The organism is Ruegeria sp. Alg231-54 (assembly GCF_900143525.1).
Lineage (GTDB): Bacteria > Pseudomonadota > Alphaproteobacteria > Rhodobacterales > Rhodobacteraceae > Ruegeria.
The window spans coordinates 684,902-704,169 of the sequence record NZ_FREZ01000001.1; the positions used below are offsets into that span (position 1 = coordinate 684,902).

17 protein-coding genes are annotated in these 19,268 nt (G+C 58.0%); 7 read left to right on the top strand and 10 right to left on the bottom strand.

Annotated features, from left to right (window positions below):
* Positions 1-32: 32 nt before the first annotated feature.
* Positions 33-1,367, bottom strand: a complete 1,335-nt coding sequence (locus tag DHN12_RS03415) for an NAD(P)-dependent oxidoreductase (RefSeq protein ID WP_108858868.1) — start codon at positions 1,365-1,367, stop codon at positions 33-35.
* A 159-nt stretch (positions 1,368-1,526) separates the two neighbouring features.
* Positions 1,527-2,159, bottom strand: a complete 633-nt coding sequence (locus DHN12_RS03420; RefSeq protein WP_108858869.1) for a cupin domain-containing protein — start codon at positions 2,157-2,159, stop codon at positions 1,527-1,529.
* A 166-nt stretch (positions 2,160-2,325) separates the two neighbouring features.
* On the opposite strand from DHN12_RS03420, the gene DHN12_RS03425 reads away from it, so the two are divergent.
* The 3 genes from DHN12_RS03425 (at position 2,326) to DHN12_RS03435 (ending at position 5,400) form a co-directional block, all read left to right on the top strand.
* Positions 2,326-3,321 carry a hypothetical protein gene (locus DHN12_RS03425; RefSeq protein ID WP_108858870.1) on the top strand — a complete coding sequence of 332 codons (996 nt, stop codon included), beginning with the start codon at positions 2,326-2,328 and terminating at the stop codon, positions 3,319-3,321.
* Between the two features lie 72 nt (positions 3,322-3,393).
* Positions 3,394-4,686, top strand: a complete 1,293-nt coding sequence (locus tag DHN12_RS03430) for an O-acetylhomoserine aminocarboxypropyltransferase/cysteine synthase family protein (protein ID WP_108858871.1) — start codon at positions 3,394-3,396, stop codon at positions 4,684-4,686.
* Between the two features lie 3 nt (positions 4,687-4,689).
* Positions 4,690-5,400 (top strand): GNAT family N-acetyltransferase, encoded by a 711-nt coding sequence (locus DHN12_RS03435; RefSeq protein ID WP_108858872.1) that lies wholly within the window; start codon positions 4,690-4,692, stop codon positions 5,398-5,400.
* 2 nt (positions 5,401-5,402) lie between these two features.
* Here the strand turns inward: DHN12_RS03435 and DHN12_RS03440 are convergent, their stop codons facing one another.
* Complete coding sequence (locus DHN12_RS03440; protein ID WP_159089954.1) at positions 5,403-6,098, bottom strand: SIMPL domain-containing protein; 696 nt, start codon at positions 6,096-6,098, stop codon at positions 5,403-5,405.
* A 164-nt stretch (positions 6,099-6,262) separates the two neighbouring features.
* Between DHN12_RS03440 and DHN12_RS03445 the strand changes: the two genes are divergently transcribed.
* The gene (locus DHN12_RS03445) at positions 6,263-8,419 is read left to right on the top strand and encodes a hypothetical protein (RefSeq protein ID WP_108858873.1); all 2,157 of its coding nucleotides are present in this window, start codon (positions 6,263-6,265) and stop codon (positions 8,417-8,419) included.
* Positions 8,420-8,485: 66 nt separating this feature from the next.
* Here DHN12_RS03445 and hppD read toward each other — a convergent pair whose 3' ends face one another.
* On the bottom strand, positions 8,486-9,583 hold the full coding sequence (hppD, locus tag DHN12_RS03450) for a 4-hydroxyphenylpyruvate dioxygenase (protein WP_108858874.1): 1,098 nt from the start codon (positions 9,581-9,583) through the stop codon (positions 8,486-8,488).
* A 146-nt stretch (positions 9,584-9,729) separates the two neighbouring features.
* On the opposite strand from hppD, the gene DHN12_RS03455 reads away from it, so the two are divergent.
* Entirely contained in the window at positions 9,730-10,185 is a 456-nt protein-coding gene (locus DHN12_RS03455) for an Lrp/AsnC family transcriptional regulator (protein ID WP_058273865.1), read from the top strand.
* Positions 10,186-10,204: 19 nt separating this feature from the next.
* Complete coding sequence (locus tag DHN12_RS03460) at positions 10,205-12,085, top strand: monovalent cation:proton antiporter-2 (CPA2) family protein (protein ID WP_108858875.1); 1,881 nt, start codon at positions 10,205-10,207, stop codon at positions 12,083-12,085.
* Between the two features lie 28 nt (positions 12,086-12,113).
* On the opposite strand, the gene cobT is transcribed toward DHN12_RS03460, so the two are convergent.
* Positions 12,114-13,127, bottom strand: a complete 1,014-nt coding sequence (cobT, locus tag DHN12_RS03465; protein ID WP_108858876.1) for a nicotinate-nucleotide--dimethylbenzimidazole phosphoribosyltransferase — start codon at positions 13,125-13,127, stop codon at positions 12,114-12,116.
* A gap of 79 nt (positions 13,128-13,206) precedes the next feature.
* Here cobT and cobS point away from each other — a divergent pair, with 79 nt between their 5' ends.
* The gene (gene cobS / locus DHN12_RS03470) at positions 13,207-13,971 is read left to right on the top strand and encodes an adenosylcobinamide-GDP ribazoletransferase (RefSeq protein WP_108859103.1); all 765 of its coding nucleotides are present in this window, start codon (positions 13,207-13,209) and stop codon (positions 13,969-13,971) included.
* On the opposite strand, the gene DHN12_RS03475 is transcribed toward cobS, so the two are convergent.
* From DHN12_RS03475 to DHN12_RS03495, 5 genes are all read right to left on the bottom strand, one after another.
* Positions 13,968-14,735, bottom strand: a complete 768-nt coding sequence (locus DHN12_RS03475) for a potassium channel family protein (protein ID WP_108858877.1) — start codon at positions 14,733-14,735, stop codon at positions 13,968-13,970. The two genes, cobS and DHN12_RS03475, sit on opposite strands and share 4 nt — an antisense overlap.
* 116 nt (positions 14,736-14,851) lie before the next feature.
* Positions 14,852-15,370 carry a CarD family transcriptional regulator gene (locus DHN12_RS03480; protein ID WP_058277666.1) on the bottom strand — a complete coding sequence of 173 codons (519 nt, stop codon included), beginning with the start codon at positions 15,368-15,370 and terminating at the stop codon, positions 14,852-14,854.
* 285 nt (positions 15,371-15,655) lie between these two features.
* A complete protein-coding gene (fdxA, locus tag DHN12_RS03485; protein ID WP_058273871.1) occupies positions 15,656-15,994 on the bottom strand; it encodes a ferredoxin FdxA in 339 nt (112 codons plus the stop codon).
* A 66-nt stretch (positions 15,995-16,060) separates the two neighbouring features.
* Positions 16,061-16,426 carry an RNA-binding S4 domain-containing protein gene (locus tag DHN12_RS03490; RefSeq protein ID WP_108858878.1) on the bottom strand — a complete coding sequence of 122 codons (366 nt, stop codon included), beginning with the start codon at positions 16,424-16,426 and terminating at the stop codon, positions 16,061-16,063.
* Positions 16,427-16,432: 6 nt separating this feature from the next.
* Complete coding sequence (locus DHN12_RS03495) at positions 16,433-19,264, bottom strand: helicase-related protein (protein ID WP_108858879.1); 2,832 nt, start codon at positions 19,262-19,264, stop codon at positions 16,433-16,435.
* Positions 19,265-19,268: the final 4 nt, after the last annotated feature.

Consider the following 19,268-nt stretch of genomic DNA (forward strand, 5'->3'; position numbering starts at 1 on the left):
AGCGAATGGGATGGGGTGAATGCCCCATCCTATCACGAAACGAGCGTTGCGTGGATGTCCATCGCCGCATCCCGGCCTTCGGCGACGGCGGTCACGGTCAGGTCTTCGCCACCCGCCGCGCAATCGCCCCCGGCCCAGACACCACCCATCGAGGTGCGCCCCGCGCCAGACACAGCGATCTTGTTGCCATCCAGATTCAGCCCTTCTGGCGCGCCATCTAGGTTTTGACCGATCGCTTTGAGGACCTGATCAGCGGGTATGCGGATCATCTCTCCGGTGCCAGAAAGCTGACCGTCGTGACTGGACGTATACTCTAATTCGACCTCGGCCGCTGCCCCGTTTCCGTGTACGGCCACGGGCTGCACGTTGGTCATGATCTTGACGCCGTGCGAGGACGCGAGGTCCTGCTCATACCGGCTGGCACCCATCGCATCACGACCACGGCGGTATGCGATGGTGACATGTTCGGCACCCAACAGTTTCGATTTCACCGCTGCGTCCACAGCGGTCATGCCACCACCGATTACCACGACATTGCGACCCACCGGCAGATGCGACAGGTCCGAGGCCTGACGTACGTCGGAGATGAAATCGACCGCGTGACGTACACCGTCCAGATCAGCACCCTGCGCACGCAGCGCGTTCACCCCGGCAAGGCCGATAGACAGGAAAACTGCATCGTAATTCTCAACCAGACCGTCCAGCGAGACGCCCTCGCCCAATACGGACCCGGTCTCGATAGAAATACCGCCGATCTTCATCAGCCAGGCGACTTCGGCCTGAGCAAAATCGTTTGTCGATTTGTACGCGGCGATCCCGTATTCGTTAAGCCCACCCGGTTTGGGGCGGCTTTCGTGGATCACCACGTCATGCCCAAACATCGCCAGCCGGTGCGCACAGGCCAGACCCGCAGGTCCTGCCCCGATTACGGCAACTGTTTTGCCGGTGGGTGCGGCCCGTTGGAACGGATGACTTCCGCCAACCATCACGCTGTCTGTTGCGTAGCGCTGAAGACGACCGATTTCGACCGGTGAACCTTCGGCGGTTTCGCGCACGCAGACTTCTTCGCACAGCGTTTCAGTCGGGCAAACGCGGGCGCACATGCCGCCCAGAATGTTCTGAGCCAAAATGGTCTCACCCGCCGCTTCGGGCTGACCAGCCTGAATCTGGCGCATGAACAGCGGAATGTCGATGTCTGTCGGACAGGCTGTGACGCATGGCGCGTCGTAACAAAAATAGCACCGATCCGCTGCCACGGCGGCCTCATGGGGGGCCAGTGGCGGATGCAAATCCGTGAAATTCGAGGTCAGCTCATCGCTGGACAGCCGCCCGGAGACAATGCCGGGGGCAATCTGGCCCTGTGCCATCACTCTACTCCCTGTAGATATGTTCGTTGTGACCTCAGCTTGCCACAAAGTATTTTTTTATCAAATGGTAAAATTTGCCAAATGGTCAAAAAATGAATAAACCGGGCCAATCGACCCGGTTTTCCTTTGTTTCTGCCTGTTTTTCTTGCAGCGAACATATCAGACCATCTGGGCCAAATGCCCTGTTTTGGTCCAAACGCGCGCCCCAGAAGGCCCAGCCACGGCGGTTGATCGCGCGCCCGGCGGCAATCTCAGCCAGTCCCAGGTCGTGAAATCCTCGTCAGATTCCCTCAGCGAACCTTCGATCACAAACAGCTCCATTCCGTGCGACACGTCCAGATCCAACGCCTCGCTCGCCGCAAGATTGAACACGCGGACATCTTCATTCGCATCTTTGAACAGTTGAGTGTTCCCCAGACCATTGATCGAACGGCGTACCTCTGTCCGATCATCCGGGTCAAACTGATGCAACTTCACCAGGATTGTCGCCCCCTCTTTAGCCGAAGGTGTGTGCGACGAGGTTGGAGGGTTTCTCACATAGCTGCCGACCGGGAAATCACCGGTTTCGTCCTGAAAAACGCCGTCTAGAACCAGATATTCTTCGCCCCCGTCATGTGTGTGGGCCGAAAACGCGCTGCCCGGAGCAAAACGGACGATTGTCGTTGCGCGGGCAACCTCCTCGCCGATGCGATCCAGCATCTTGCGTTCCACACCGGCAGCTGGCGACGCGATCCATTCATTCTGGTCGAAATGAACTGCAACACGTTTGGTGAAATCTGCGTTGATCCTCATGGGGGCACTCCTGAACGGGGACGTGTCCCTAACATGGGATTGCGCCGACATTTTTCAAATTGCACGCATCGCATCTGGTTTTGACGGGCGCGCCTGCATACTGTACGTCCGACAAGAAACCCGAGCAGCGCCGGACCACGGCACCCACAAGTACTGAAAGTCACCGATGCAGGCCAGCGCCCCGAAATTCAACATCGTTATCATCGGGCAAAACAACCGTCTGCAATACGAAGCCCTTTTGTTTGCCGCCTCGCTACGCCACAGCAGCCCTGATTTTTCCGGTCGACTGTTCGTGGCTGTTCCACAACCCGGTCCACGCTGGCCGCAGGACCCTACCATCCAGGACGAGGATCTGCTGAAAGCACTCCGTCAGTTGGATGCCGAGATCCTGCCGTTCGAAAACAGTGTATTTGGCGCCAGCTACCCTTATGGCAACAAGATCGAAGCTTTGCCGGCCATGCCCGAGGGTGAGCCCTTTGTGTTTTTCGACAGTGACACACTGATCACCGGCGATCTGACCAGCATCCCCTTCGACTTTGACCGCCCCGGCGCATCACTAAGGGTCGAAGGAACCTGGCCCAAACCAACCTTGTATGGTCCTGGACTGGATGGGATCTGGAAGGCGCTTTATCAAAGGTTCGGACTGGATTTCGACAGTTCACTGGATACCAGCCAACCTGTGGATTACTGGCGGCGCTATCTGTACTTCAATGCCGGGTATTTCTTTCATTCCTGCCCTCACACCTTCGGAAAGCGCTTTCTGGACTATGCCCGCACGATCCGCGACGGCGAGATCCCCGAGATGGCTGGACAGAATTTTGACCCCTGGCTGGATCAGGCTGCACTGCCGCTGGTTATCCATTCGTTCGGCGGCGGTCGCGATGCCCTGCCCGCAGGTCTTCTGGACGGATCGGTCAGCTGTCATTACCGCCTGTTTCCCTTGCTCTACGCTCGTGAAAGCGATCACGCTGTCGAGGTGCTGGAAACCGTGGTTGCGCCAAACCAGGTCAAGAAGGTCCTCAAGGGGTACGACCCGATCAAGAAGCTGGTGCTGCAGCGCAAGGGTCACAAAATCAGGGACATGTTTGACCGCGAGAACCTTCCCAAACGCGAGCAGGTTATTCGCAACATGATACGCAAGAATGGTCTTTGGATGCGCTGACAGGAATGTTGTCTGCGCGCGCCCAATCGCCTAGAGATTCAGCAACGCACTTTCCAACAGGAGATTTCCAAGATGTCTGACGGCCCCACCTACGGTTTTGATACGCTTCAAATTCACGCGGGCGCCCGGCCCGATCCCGCAACTGGCGCGCGTCAGACACCGATCTATCAGACGACAGCCTATGTGTTCCGCGACGCGGATCACGCGGCCGCCTTGTTCAATCTTCAAGAGGTTGGCTTCATCTATTCCCGCCTGACCAACCCAACCGTGGCCGTTCTGCAGGAACGCATTGCCACGCTGGAAGGCAGTGTCGGTGCGGTTTGCTGCTCGTCAGGTCACGCGGCGCAGATCATGGCGCTGTTCCCACTGATGGGACCGGGCTGTAACGTGGTGGCCTCGACCCGACTGTATGGCGGTACGGTTACGCAGTTCAGCCAGACCATTAAACGCTTTGGCTGGTCGGCCAAGTTCGTCGATACCGATGATCTGGACGCCGTGAAAGACGCAATCGACGAAAACACCCGGGCGGTGTTCTGCGAATCCATTGCCAACCCCGGCGGCTATGTCACCGACATCCGCGCTCTGGCGGATGTGTCTGACGCTGCGGGTATTCCGCTGATCGTCGACAACACCTCGGCCACGCCATACCTGTGCCGCCCGATCGAACACGGCGCGACGCTGGTTGTGCATTCGACCACTAAGTATCTGACCGGCAACGGCACCGTCACTGGCGGGTGCATCGTTGATTCGGGTAAGTTCGATTGGTCGGCGAATGACAAGTTCCCCTCGCTCAGCGAACCGGAGCAGGCGTATCACGGGCTTAAATTCCATGAGACCTTCGGCCCGCTGGCCTTCACTTTCCACGGGATTGCCATTGGCCTGCGCGATCTGGGCATGACCATGAACCCGCAGGCGGCACACTATACGCTGATGGGGATCGAGACCCTGTCCCTGCGGATGGAGCGTCACGTCGAAAACGCACAAAAGATCGCCGCATGGCTCGAGGCAGATGACCGCGTGGAATACGTCACTTATGCCGGGCTGCCGTCTTCGCCCTACAGTGACAGGGTCAAAGCGCACTACAAGAAGGGCGCAGGCGCGCTGTTCACCTTCGCGGTCAAGGGCGGCTATGACGCCTGTATCAAACTAGTCAACGCGCTTGAGATATTCAGCCACGTGGCCAACCTGGGCGATGCACGGTCGCTGATCATTCACTCGGCTTCGACCACGCACCGGCAGCTGACCCCAGAACAGCAAGAGGCCGCGGGCGCAGGTCCGGGTGTGGTACGCGTGTCCATTGGTATCGAAGACGCCGATGACCTGATCGCCGATCTTGATCAGGCGCTGGCCAAAGCGTCGGCCTGATCCATGAGCGGGCACAACACCAATGATCTGGGCCAACCCATCGGATTGCCGGTAACGGGCGATTTCCCTCGCCCGACACCACCCTACACGCCGATGGAGGGCCGATATTGTTCCGTTGTCCCGCTTGATGTGAATAGGCATGCGCCCAGGTTATTCCGGGCGTTTGCCAACGACACGGATGGCAACAACTGGACCTATCTTCCCTACGGGCCGTTCGACGGCGAGCGTGAGTTTGAGGATTGGACCCGTGAGACCTGCATGGATTCCGATCCGATGTTCCACACGGTACTGGACAGCAACGAGACGCCGGTGGGTATGGCTTCATTTCTACGGATTGACCCGGCGGCGGGTGCGATCGAGGTGGGACACATCCACTTCTCACCCTTGTTGCAGCGTAGCCCGCAATCGACCGAGACTATGTTCTTGATGATGCGGCGCGTGTTCGATGAGTTGGGCTATCGCCGTTACGAATGGAAGTGCGACGCGCTGAACGCGCCGTCCTGTCGCGCGGCCGAGCGTTTGGGCTTTACCTTTGAAGGTATTTTCCGACAGGCCACCCATTACAAAGGTCGCAACCGGGATACGGCGTGGTATTCCATCCTCGACAGCGAATGGCCCCGCATTCGCAGCGCCTTTGAGGATTGGCTATCGCCGGACAACTTTGACCAGACGGGCCAACAAAGGCAACCTTTGAAGGCCCGCGCAAGCGTCTGAGGTTACTCAGAGATCTCGAATTCCATGGTGACGGTGACCGAAACGGACACCTCGCCACCTGCGACCGGTACACCACCTGCATCCGCAGCGCTGAATTCCCGCATCATGGCCACGGGGCGCGCGCCACCGACCTGTTCGCTGATCTCTTGAACTGGTCCGAGTGTCACGTTAGCCGCCTGTGCCAACTGCTCGGCCTTGGCGGTCGCTTCGGCCACAGCGTTGGCCCGCGCCTGCGCTTGCAGCGGTTTTGGATCCTGCACGCCAAAGCTCAACCCACCAAAATCATTGGCTCCGTCCTGGATGACTGCGTCCATGATCGTGCCAAGCTGCGACAGGTCACGCACACGAACAACGACTCGGTTCGAGGCGACAAAACCGGAAATCTCGGGTCGATCTCCGCTGGCGCTGTTCCGGTTGTTCCAAACCGGCGACAAAGACACATCGCGGGTCTGCACATCACGCGTTTCGATCCCAAGTTCCTGCAACCGACTCAGGACCTGAGATACCGATTCCGAAGTGGCCTTCATCGCGTTCGAGGCCTGCGCGTCCTCGTTAGTTACGCCCAGAGTTATGGTCGCCATATCAGGCGCGGCCTGCACAGTTCCCGCCGCGTCAACGGAGATGCGACGTTCTTCCGCATGGGTCATGCCAGCAACTGATATCGTCAGAATTGCGGCTAGAAAAGCGATTTTATTCAAGGTCTTCCCTCCAATTTTCTTTCCCCCAACATGGGGTGGCGAGGGTCTGCCGAACAAGGGGAAAGACCGGCTTTTTCTTTCCCTCGGCGGGATCCTGCTTTAATGTCACTCTGCGGACGAATGATCGTTTGCACAGATGCTGACAACTATGGTTTTTCCGGATTATGAAACCCGCCTTTGCGCTGTCTTTTTCTTCGACCGGAATATCCTTGCACCACCATTCGGATGGTGACTGGTTCTGCATTGGCGAGGTTGCTCTGGATGCGCCCGACCTGAATACGCAGATCATCGCATTGCGGGATCAGGGCTTTGCCCTTGAAAACGACCTGAACTGCAAGCTGGTGATACCAGCGGATCAGGTGCGGTTTTTGTCTGTATCAACAGAGGGCCTAAGCCCCAAGGAAAGCGCCGAAAAAGTGCGGGCGGAACTGACCGAGGCAACTCCCTATCCGCTGGAGGAGCTCGCCTTTGACACCGCAACCGTCGGTCCGACAACCCATATTGCTGCTATCGCCAGACAAACCCTGGATGAGGCCCGGACATTTGCCGCCGAGCACGGGTTTGTTCCGGTGCAGTATTCAACCCCGATCGAGGGTCAGGAATACCCGTCTGAACCTCGGTTCGAGATCGATACCCCAGACACGGTCATTGCTGCGGAACCGTTCGAGGTTGAGGATACTGTCAAAACTGATGATGGACCTATCGCAGACACGATTGCAGATTCCGTGACCCCGACAGAGTTTCCTTCAGCCCCCGACACGACCGGCACAGTGGACACGGTAGAGGTAGAAGAATCTGCAAAAGAAAATGAAGCTGCTGCCGATCGGGCGATCGCTGAAACCCAAGACCAAACGGAGGTTCCTTCCGCGCCCGATGCGACTGCAGCAGTGGAACCCGCTGAGGGTGAAGAACCTGCCCAAGAAGATGATGGCCCTACCATTCACGCGATCGCTGATACTGAGACCCCGACGGAGTTTCGTTCAGCGCCCCACGCGAATATTGCTGGCAAAACGAAAGCCACACCCCCAATCAACCGCTACGCCGTTCCAGCCGCGGCGGCGGCTCTTGTTGCTGGTATTGCCCTAACCGTGTGGTCGTTGACTGGATCTGACGACGCCGAATCCTCAGTAGCCGAGGCGGTTTCGATTGAAGAAACTGTGCCAAACCTCGCATCTGACGAGCAGATCGCCGAGACACAAGAGGTTGACGGCGATCCGGAGCTTGAATTCGAACCCGAGGCGGTCGCAACCGCGCCAGAGGAAGAGCCGCAAACCGAACCTGTCGAAGAAACCGCCGCTGATCTCAGCGCGACCGATGCTGCAATCCTCGAAGCGCTGAACGTGGCACCGACCCAGGTCGAACCGGTGGGACAAGAGCCTGCACCAGCGGAAATCTCGTCACAAGCAGGCATCGAGATCTTCGCCCCCGAACCTTTGCCCGATCCGGTCCTGGAGTCGCCAGAGGACCTGTATCTGGCATCCCTGGACAGCACTGATTTGTCGCAGGACGCGGTGGCACTTCCGCCCGTCGGCAGCTTTGAAACTGACCTGCCGTTTGAACAAAACGCCCTGCCCGCTCAGGCCGGAGTCCAGTTTGATCTGGACGAACGCGGCCTCGTCACGCCTTCAGCCGAAGGGACCCTGAACCCCGACGGAGTAGTCGTTTACCTTGGCCGACCCGCCAAGGTTCCCCCGGCAGTTCCGGTTCGATTCGAGCAAGAGCCGATAGAGGAAGATCCTACAGCCCGCTTAGCGCAGAAACGACCAAATCCACGTCCCGCCAACTTGCTGGAAAGCTTCGAGCGCCAACAACTTGGCGGACGCACACGCGAAGAACTGGCGGTTCTGCGTCCGAAACTGCGCCCCGAGTCCCTGCAAAGTAGCCCTCAAATCGACGAAACGCCGACGGCTTTGGCAGTCGTTCGCGTTCCGCGCCCCAAAACACGACCAGCCGGACTTGCCCGACCGGCCAGTACAAACACAAGCACCGCCAATCTTGGATCGACTGCAGCGGTCGATCAAAGCTCGGACGAAGCTGGTTCTTTCCAACCAAAGGCCGTGGCACCGAAAGTCCCGTCGACCGCCTCGGTGGCGCGGCAGGCGACCATCGACAATGCGCTCAACTTGCGCAAGCTGAACCTGATTGGGGTTTACGGGACCCCGGCCAATCGGCGCGCGCTCGTCCGGTTGCCCAGTGGTCGGTACAAAAAACTGAAAGTCGGAGACAGGCTGGACGGCGGCAATGTTATCGCCATTGGCGACAGCGAATTGCGCTACCAAAAGCGCGGAAGAAACCTGACGCTGAAAATGCCGCGGAGCTGACGGTTCAAAAGACAAAGGCGGTCGAGGGATATCCCCGACCGCCCTTTGGTAAATTACTTTATGCCGTTAAGCAGCTGAAATTTCACCGCTTTCGATCTGTTCGCGTTCGATGGATTCGAACAGAGCCTTAAAGTTCCCTTCACCAAACCCATCGTCGCCTTTGCGTTGAATGAACTCGAAAAAGATCGGGCCGATCACGGTTTTCGAGAAGATTTGCAGCAAGATCCGGGTCTCGCCACCGTCCAGCACACCCTCGCCGTCAATCAGGATGCCGTGCTTGATCATCCGGTCCAGAGGTTCATCATGATCCACAACACGTTCCTTGGACATGTCATAATAGGCCTGGTTGGGCCCTGGCATGAACTTCAGGCCCTTTTCCGCAATCGCATCGGTCGAGGCGTAAATATCTTCACTACCCACCGCGATATGCTGAATACCCTCACCTTTATACTTCTTGAGGTATGATACGATCTGCCCGGTTTCGCCCCGGTCTTCGTTGATCGGAATACGGATACGACCACAGGGCGATGTCAGCGCACGGCTAAACAGGCCAGTGAATTTGCCCTGAATGTCAAAAAAGCGGATTTCGCGGAAGTTAAACAGGCTCTCGTAGAATTTGAACCACTTGTCCATGTTGCCCTTGTAGACGTTGTGCGTCAGGTGATCGAGGTAATAGAACCCATCGCCGCGCGGTTTGGACTGTTTGTCCCAGGTGAATTCCTGATTGTAAGGCGATGTTTCATAATACTGATCGATGAAATAGATCAGCGAACCGCCAATACCCTTGATCGCTGGGGCATCCATGGTCTTGTCCGCCGCGTCATAGGGCTCGGCCCCTTTTGACACCGCGTGTTCATAGGCTTTCTGCGCGTCCACGACACGCCATCCCATGGCAGGGGCGCAGGGGCCGTGTTCGGCCACGAACTTAGCGGCAAAGCTCTCCGGGTCGGCATTCAGGATGTAGGTCACGTCCCCTTGCTGCCACAGCTCAACCAGGGGCTTGTCCGTGTGGTGTCCGACCAACTCGAACCCCATTTTGGCGAAAAGATCGCGCAGTTCCTGTGGCTCGGGGTGGGCGAATTCGACAAATTCAAACCCATCGGTTCCGGCTGGATTTTCAGGGCTGATGACAGATTTCGGGGCGTTGTGCGGGAAAGGACCCATGGCGCGTCTCCTAAAAAACAGGAATTTCTTTGCTGATTCCAAAATACGCCTTACCAAGCGCTGTTTCTGCGCATAGTTTTCGTGTAAACTATGAACATATGCGTAAATCACGCGTGAACACGGGTAAATTTGGAGAAACTCCGCATATGCTGGATTCCACCGATACGCGGCTGTTGTCTGCCCTGCAAAAGGACGCACATCTGACCGCGCATCAATTGGGTGAAATGCTGAACCTGTCACCAAGCCAGGCCGGGCGCCGCCGTCAGCGGCTTGAGGCCGAAGGCTATATCACCGGATATGCGGCACGGCTGGATCCCCTAAAACTTGGCCTGCAGGTCCAAGGGTTCATTCAGGTGCATTTGGGCACACATGGCCCGGAACAATCCGCGAGTTTTGCCCGCATGGTCGACACCCGCCCCGAAATCACCAGCGCCTGGACGATGACCGGAGAGGCAGATTACCTGCTGCACGTCTATTGCGACGATCTTTCCGCGCTCAACCGCTTGCTTCACCAGGTGATACTGCCGCATCCTGCAGTGGCACGGGTGCACAGCCAGATCGTGATGGACCAACTTAAACGCGACGCGCCATTGCCCACTTGACCGGACCGAGAGGACAAACATGGACGATTTCCTTTACCAGGCTTCAATCTATCTGGCTGCCGCCGTGATAGCAGTGCCCTTGTCGGCACGTCTGGGGTTGGGTTCAGTTCTGGGTTATCTGGCCGCTGGCATTGTCATTGGCCCTGTCTTCGGGCTTGTGGGGGCCGAGACCGAAAGCCTGCAGCACGTGGCCGAATTCGGTGTGGTCATGATGCTGTTTCTGATCGGGCTCGAGCTTGAGCCGCGCGCCTTGTGGGACATGCGCGACAGGCTTCTGGGACTAGGCGGTCTGCAGGTGTTGCTGTCCACCGCAGTCATCGCTGCAGTTGCCATATATGCAAATCACCCTTGGTCGGTCGCACTAGCCGTCGGATTAACCTTATCTCTGTCATCCACAGCGATTGTGCTGCAAACGTTGTCGGAAAAGGGGCTGATGCAGACAAATGGAGGTCGGGCGACGTTCTCAGTGCTGCTGACGCAGGACATCGCGGTCATTCCCATTTTGGCGATGCTGCCGCTTTTGGCGTTGCCTGCAATGCCTCATATCGAAAGCGACGGCTCAATCGACCGCGGCGCGGATGCGCTCCATGATGCCGGACATCATAGCTTGTCACTTGTCGAGGGCCTGCCCGGCTGGGCCGTTACGCTGGTCACCATCGGCGCAGTTGCCTTCGTCATTCTGGCTGGCATCTACCTGACGCGTCCACTGTTCAGGTTCATCCACGCCACTAGGCTGCGCGAAATGTATACGGCGCTGGCGCTGATGATCGTCGTGGGCATTTCCTTCCTGATGACACTAGTCGGACTCTCCCCTGCTCTGGGCGCGTTTCTGGCGGGTGTTGTTCTGGCAAGCTCAGAATTCCGCCACGAAATGGAAAGCGACCTAGAACCGTTCAAGGGACTTTTCCTGGGGCTGTTCTTTATCACTGTCGGCGCCGGGATTGACGTTGGCTATTTCTTCAACGACCCACTGGACTTGATCGGTCTGGCACTACTGGTGATACTGGCGAAGGGCATCATCCTGTATTTGGTCGGTCGCGCGTTCCGGTTGCGTGGTCGGGATCACTGGTTGTTCACATTGGGATTGGCGCAGGCAGGCGAATTCGGCTTTGTGCTGTTGGCCTTTTCAACGCAGCAAAACGTCATCCCACCGGATTTGTCGCAAAAACTGCTGATGATCATCGCCCTGACAATGCTGATCACCCCGCTGCTGTTCATCATCTTCGATCTGCTGTCGCGCCGTATGGGTGATGGCGTCCCCGAGGCCGAGCCCGATGAGATCGACGAAAAAGGCCCGGTCATTATCGCCGGCATTGGGCGCTTTGGTCAGATCGTGAACCGATTGGTCCAAGCCAGCGGGTTCAAGACGGTCGTGCTGGACCACGATATTGAGACAATCCAGTTGATGCGTCGTTTTGGTGTCAAAGGATTTCTGGGTGATCCCACGCGGCCAGAATTGCTGCGCGCCGCGGGGCTTGAAAAGGCAACCGTGCTGGTGGCTGCGATGGATGACCCGAAGCAAGTCACACGTTTGGTCGGCTTTGCCCGGCGTCAACGCCCGGATTTGCACATCGTGGCCCGTGCGCGTGATCGCACCCATGTCTACCAATTGTATCAGGCCGGAGCGAACGACATTGTCCGCGAGATGTTTGATGGATCACTACGGGCAGGTCGCTATGTCCTGGAAAACGTAGGTCTGAGCGAATACGAGGCGGCTCAGGCCGAGCAGACATTCTATCACCACGACCGCGCGTCTGTGCGTGATCTGGCAGAGCTGTGGATTCCCGGAATGCCAACCGCTGATAACAAAAAGTACATCGAGCGGGCGCGGCAGCTTGAAAAAGACCTGGAAACCGAGCTGCTGGAACTGGCCGAGAAACACGCAAAGAAATCAGCCTGACCCGGCCCTGCCGGATCAGGCGGTTTGATCAGCCGTCCGAAACACCCGCTTCGGCAAATGTCGCCATGTCGGAATGGCACGAGACCGCGCTTTTAAGTATGTTGATCGCCAGCGCCCCGCCCGAGCCTTCGCCCAAACGCAATCCAAGGCTCAACAATGGCTCTTTGCCCAGCTTGGCCAATACCGCTGCGTGCGCGCCTTCGGCACTTTGGTGGCCAGCAACCGTGTGATCCAATGCACCCTCGGACATGTTTGCCAGACAGGCCGCAGCCGCCGAGCAGATAAAGCCGTCAAGAATAACCGGGATACGCAAGGCACGCGCAGCGGCGATGGCCCCGGCCATGGCCGCGATTTCACGCCCGCCCAGACGGCGCAGGATTTCCAACCCGTCACCCGACCCGCCATGCAAGGCGATGCCTTCGGCCACGACGCGCGTTTTGTTGGCCAAACCGGTATCGTCTACCCCAGTGCCACGCCCAGTCCAGTCTGCGGCGTCGCCACCGAACAAAGCGCATGCGATGGCAGCCGCCGGGGTCGTGTTGCCGATGCCCATCTCGCCAACCACAAGCAAATCGGCATTGTGGTCCACGGCGGTCCAGCCCACGCGCAGGGCCTCAAGCAATTCTTCTTCGGACATCGCGGGACCTGAGGTGAAATCCGCGGTCGGTCGATCCAGATCCAGCGCGTGCACATTCATCGTCGCGCCCGCCGCCTTGGCCAACTGATTGATCGCCGCGCCGCCATGTTCAAAGTTCATGACCATCTGAACGGTCACTTCCGGCGGAAAGGCCGAGACGCCTTGTGCTGTGACGCCATGATTGCCCGCAAATACGATGACCTGAGGGGCAGAGATCTGCGGCTGGGCATCCCCACGCCAGCCCGCATACCAAATCGCCAAATCCTCAAGCCGGCCCAATGCGCCGGGGGGTTTGGTCAGTTGTCCGTTGCGTTCGGCAGCACCTTGCAGCGCATTGCCATCCGGTCCCGGAGCGTTACTCAGGACCTCGCGAAGGGTATTCAGGTCTTTTAATTCCGGCAGCATCCAAAGCCTCGTTGCATCAGAGTGGTCCTGTGTGTTTAACCGAAGCGTCCGATCCAACAAGACCCCGAAAGGCGCGGGAGTGAACAAAAACGACACCAAACTGTTTTCCGCGTGGGATTTTCCGCTGTCGCTGGTCCTATTGACGCGACTGCCGATGCCGCGCCTGCCGGAATATCTGTTTGCGCGGCAAGCCAATGCGGCCTGGGCCTTTCCTCTGGTGGGGCTGGTCGTCGGGGCGTTGGCCTGTGCCGTCGGTTGGACGGCAGGTGCATTCGGCCTGCCCGCATTCGCCAGCGCCGTTTTACTTGTGGCGGTACTGGTGATCGCCACAGGCGCGATGCACGAAGACGGGCTTGCGGACACAGTTGACGGGTTTTGGGGCGGGTTCACCACCGAACGCCGTCTGGAAATCATGAAGGACAGCCATGCCGGTGCTTACGGCGTTCTGACGCTGATCTTCACTCAATTACTGCGCGTCGCGCTGATCGCGACGCTTCTATCGGCCAACACATTTGCGGGTATTCTGGCGGCCTGCATCGTCTCACGCGCAGTCATGCCCATCCTCATGGCAGCTTTACCCAACGCCAGAAACAGCGGGTTGAGCCATTCCGTCGGCGGCCCAAAGGCCGAGACAGCGGCGACAGGCTTTGGCCTTGCGGTCGTCTTATCGCTGCTGCTGATTGGACCAAGCGCGCTGATGGCAACGGTATTTTCCGCGCTGAACGTTGGAATCTTGGCACTTGTCGCCAAGACCAAAATCAATGGACAAACGGGGGACGTCCTTGGTGCCTCGCAGCAACTGGCAGAGCTTGCGTTCCTTTTGGCATTGGTTGCAACGATCTAAGTCGTCCCGCCTGTTTCGATCCTCAGGGTTTCGCCGCAATGCTTGCAGTGAACCGCGTCAGGATCGTGACGGTACAGGCCACAGGTAGAGCATTTGTGGCGTACTTTCTGCGGCATGAAAATCGCCTGCGCCAACCGGACAAACAACGCCACCCCGACGATCATGATGAAGACCGAAAACAGTTTACCCCCCGGGGTCGCCAGCGTGATGTCTCCGAACCCGGTGGTCGTCAGGGTTGCCATGGTGAAGTAAAGCGCATCGATATAGGCGTGCGGGCTGTTTTCCGGGATGAAGAACACCAGAACAGCGGTGGACGTGGCGAACACGAACACCAACAGGTTGATCGCCGCGATCACTGCGTCCTCATGCGTCCGGAAAAAATCGCTGTCCCGCCGCAGATCCCTTAGCAGGTGATAGGAATGGATCAGGCGTAGCGCTCGTAAGATACGCAGGAACGCCAGATTCCAAGGTAGAAACAGATCAAGAAACAACGAGACGATCACAACAATGTCGGCCATCGTGTAGACTTGGCGCAACAGCTTCAAGCGATCCTTTGAAATCCACATCCGCGCCGAAAAATCCAGCACGATGAAGAACCCGATGATCAGGCTGGCAACGGTGAATCCCGTGCCGTGTTCGCCATTTGCCGTGGCGACAAAGAAAACGATGGTGATCGCGTCAAACAGGATCAAGCCATAGCGAAACCAGACGGAAATGGGGTCGTGGCCGATATATAGATATTTAACTGTCTGTTTTAGGTTCACTGTCTACGCGCCTCTTCTAGCTGGAAAATTAGCCGTAAACTGAGCTTTCACCAAGCCATCAACGCGAAAAAGCCGCCCCCTTTCGGGAGCGGCCAGAAAATTGACTGGAGAAGCGATCAGGCAGCCGCGGCCGCGCGCGAGGTCAGAACCTCATCAATCTGCTTGGCCGCCGACACTTCACCTGCGCCGGACACAGCCGCGACTTCTCGGGTCAGGCGTTCCAGCGCGGCTTCGTATAGCTGACGTTCAGAATAGCTCTGTTCGCGCTGGTCGTCAGTGCGGTGCAGATCGCGCACAACCTCGGCGATCGAGATCAGATCACCGGAATTGATCTTTTGTTCATATTCCTGCGCCCGGCGTGACCACATCGCACGTTTAACCTTGGCCTTACCCTTCAGCGTTCTCATCGCCTGGCTGATAACGTCAGGCGAGCTGAGGGACCGCAGGCCGGATTCGGTAACCTTGTTGGTCGGCACCCGCAGGGTCATCTTGTCTTTTTCAAAAGAAATGACGAACAGCTCGAGCGAGTATCCCGCGACTTCCTGCTCTTCGATCGAAATGATCTGGCCCACACCATGGGCGGGGTAGACAACATAATCGTTCGGGCGGAACTCAAGCTTTTTCGACTTAGACATACAGGTTCATCCTTGGTTACGAGAGAAAGGCAGAGACAACAAAAGACCCCAAACCGTGCCAATATCAGGCCCGGTCAGGCGGTAAGTTTGTCAAAAAATCAGAACTCCAAAGCGTACATACTTACGGAGTCATCCCCATCTCATTCATCATTCAGTTTCTGAGTATATCACAAAATTGCGACGCCCGAAAGTCCGGTCCCCACAATGGTGAAGAAACCCCAGATTTTTCAGAGCGATACAGCAGTAGACCGTTATTCAAACTACCCGGTTCAGTTACCGAATCGCTTAGCCGCCTTCGCCGGGCGCTTCAGAGAAATACTTCTCCATCTTGCCCTCTTCGCCGTCACGCTCTTCCGCTTCGGGCAAGGGGTCTTTCTTGGTCACGATAACCGGCCACTGCTCCGAGAACTTCCGGTTGAACTCGACCCACTGTTCCATTCCAGGCTCAGTGTCGGGACGAATGGCGTCCGCAGGGCATTCGGGTTCGCACACACCACAATCGATGCATTCGTCGGGGTGAATGACCAATGTGTTCTCACCTTCGTAAAAACAGTCCACCGGACACACTTCGACGCAGTCGGTGTATTTGCAGCCAATGCAGTTTTCGGTGACGACATAGGTCATTGTGGGATTCCCATTCTCGGTTTGGGCGTCTAGCTAATTCAGTCTGGCCTTCTCTTCAAGGTAGGATCAACCATCCCGGGGGCGAGAAAGATCAAGCGCGCGCCTATCTTTCTTTGTTGGACGACCCCTTCCCTCAAATCCCGGATTCTTAGGAGGCACGTCCTTCTTTTCCGTCATATCGAAGTATAACGTTTGTGCCTCGGTCGCCGGGCCACGCCGTTCCCCCACTGCTTCGACGCGTACTACGCGCACGATACGGCCTTGGGGGAAGGTCAGAACGTCACCGGGCCCGACGGCCTGTGCCGGTTTCAGAACCCGGTTTCCGTTCAATCGGACATGGCCGCCGCTGACCTGTTTGGCGGCCAGGCTGCGGGTCTTGAAGAACCGCGCCTGCCACAACCACTTGTCGATCCGCAGTTTGGCCTCGGCCATCGCAGATCAGTTGCCGTCCTTCAAACCCATAAGCGCTGCTGCAAACGGGTTATCGGGATCGATCGCCTTTTCTTTCCGGGGCGGACGAGATGAGAACGTCTTGCCACCTTGCGGTTTGCCACCCTTCTTGCCCTGAGGCTTGCCGCGACCATCCTGCGGTTTGCCGCGCGGCTTGCCTTTGCCCGGCCCCTGTCCTTGCCGCTGTTCGCGGCGCGGAGCACGGTTCGCCGGGCGCTGACGACCCCAGGTGAAAGTGTAAAACACTTCAACTTCGGTCTCATCTGAGGCGAGTTCGGTTGCCGGAGCCTCGGCTACCGCCTCGGTGCTTTCGGTGACCTCGGCTGGCGCCTCGGCGGTCGCGACGACCTCTTCGACTTCTGCGTCGGGTGCCGGGGTTTCTTCGGCGGCGGGTTGTTCCATCACATCGGTCGCAGGCTTTTCGGCCTCGACCGGTGCAGCTTTCACCTTTTCACGCTCACCGCGCTCGGCCTTATAGCCCAGCCCTTGCATCAGATCCGCGAACTGCTCAAGCGTCATGCCGGTGATCGACAGCATATCGGGCTTGGCCTCGAAACCACCCCGGCTGTCTTCGGCACGCAGCATGTCTGCCAGACGTTCCAGCATGTCGATACGGATCGAACGCTCGCCGGCATCGCGGTAACCGCACATGGTATCGTAGCCCTCGGGCGCGCCTTTAGCGACCGGAACAGTGACCAGACCCGGAGGCGGCGCGTCAGGGAATTCCTGCAATCCACCGGCCAGCGCCCACAGCACCAAACGCAAGCGCGTCGGCGCAGGTTTCAGTAGCAGCGGCATGAAGATGGTGAACTGACCAAACCGGATGCCGTGCTTACGCAGCGCACCACGTGCGTCCTGATCCAGATCTTTGACCTCTTGCGCAACACCGGCGCGCGGCAGAACGCCTAGCCCTTCAACCATGCGGAAGGCGAACCCTTTGGCCAGACCTGACAGCTCTTCGTCGCGCGACAGGTTCAGCAGCGGCTCGAACAGGGCGGCCACCTTACGGTCGATGAAATGCTGCAGACGACGCTGCACTTTCTGTTCGACTTCAGGGCCTGCAGCCTCATCCACAAAAACCTCGACCATCGGCCTGAGGGGTTCTGCCCCGGCAACCAGCTTGCCAACAGCATACTCACCCCACATCAGGCCACCCTGATCGGTAAAATCAATTTCGGTATCGGGCGCGTTGTAGAAGCGGTCTGCACGCAGATGGAATTGCGGTGCGAGAGCTTGCAGAGAGGCCGATTTGAGAGCTTTCGCCTCGGTTCCCTGTGCGCTTTTGTCCGGGGTAAACCGGAACCCTTCCAGACGACCGACGAATTCTCCTTCGACGGTCACTTCACCCTTGTCATTTACTTCGGCCAAAAGGGCCTCCTTCTGTTTGAGCCGGCGCAACAACACTGACGTGCGCCGGTCCACAAATCTCTGAGTCAAACGATCATGCAGAGCGTCCGACAGCCTGTCTTCTACAATGCGCGTTTCCGCGCGCCAATGTGATTCGTCACGCACCCATCCGTTTCGTTGCGCAACATATGTCCAGGTGCGAATATATGCCAACCTTTTGGACAGTGCATCAATATCCCCATCTGTTTTGTCGATGCGGCGGATTTGCCGCGCCATGAACTCGTCAGGGATAGCGCCGCGTTCATGCAGATGACCATAGATCACCTCAAGCAGGCTGGCGTGTTCTGCGTGGCTGATACCGCGAAAATCGGGGATTCGACACACATCCCACAGCAATCGGACGGACGGCCCATCGCTGGCGCGGGCGATGACCTCGGCCTCCTGAGACAGCGATTTCAGAGCGTTCAGGTCGTCTGCGGGTCGGGCCTTGATCAGATGTTCGCTGTCTGGACTGACTTCCAACGAGTCGATGAGGGCCTCAACCGAGCCAAACCGCAAAGCGGCATTCCGCCAATTCAGCTTTTTCATCGGCGTGAACCGGCTGTCCATGATCGCCTGCGCGACCCCGTCGTCCAGCGGTGGAGCCTCACCCGTCACGCCAAACGTACCATCAGACATCCCGCGCCCTGCCCGACCTGCGATCTGCGCCAGTTCATTGGGGGCCAGGTGGCGCATCCTACGACCGTCGAATTTGGTCAGCGACGAAAACGCCACGTGGTTCACATCAAGATTCAAACCCATCCCAATGGCGTCAGTTGCAACGAGGTAGTCCACCTCACCGTTTTGATACAGCTCGACCTGCGCATTTCGGGTGCGCGGGCTAAGCGCGCCCATGACTACGGCGGCCCCACCCTTTTGGCGGCGCAGCAGCTCGGCAATGGCGTAGACGTTATCGACCGAAAACCCGACAATGGCGCTGCGTGCGGGCATGCGGCTGATCTTTTTCGAACCGGAATAAACTAGCTGAGACATTCGTTCACGGCGAATGAACTGCGCTTCGGGCACCAATGCTGCAATCGGTCCGCGCAAAGTGTCAGAGCCCAGAAACAGCGTCTCGTTAGTTCCGCGCGAACGCAGCAGACGGTCGGTGAAAACATGTCCACGCTCGGGATCTGCACACAGCTGGATTTCGTCGATGGCTACGAAATCTGCGCCCATACCTTCGGGCATCGCCTCAACAGTGCAGACCCAGTATTTAGCACGCGGCGGAACGATCCGCTCTTCACCCGTTACAAGGGCAACGACCGACGGTCCGCGGATCGCGACGATCTTGTCATAGACTTCGCGTGCCAGCAGACGCAGCGGCAGGCCGATCACACCTGTCCGGTGCCCCAGCATCCGCTCAATCGCGTAATGGGTTTTACCTGTGTTGGTCGGGCCCAGTACGGCCACGATTCGGGATGACCCGCTCACCTTT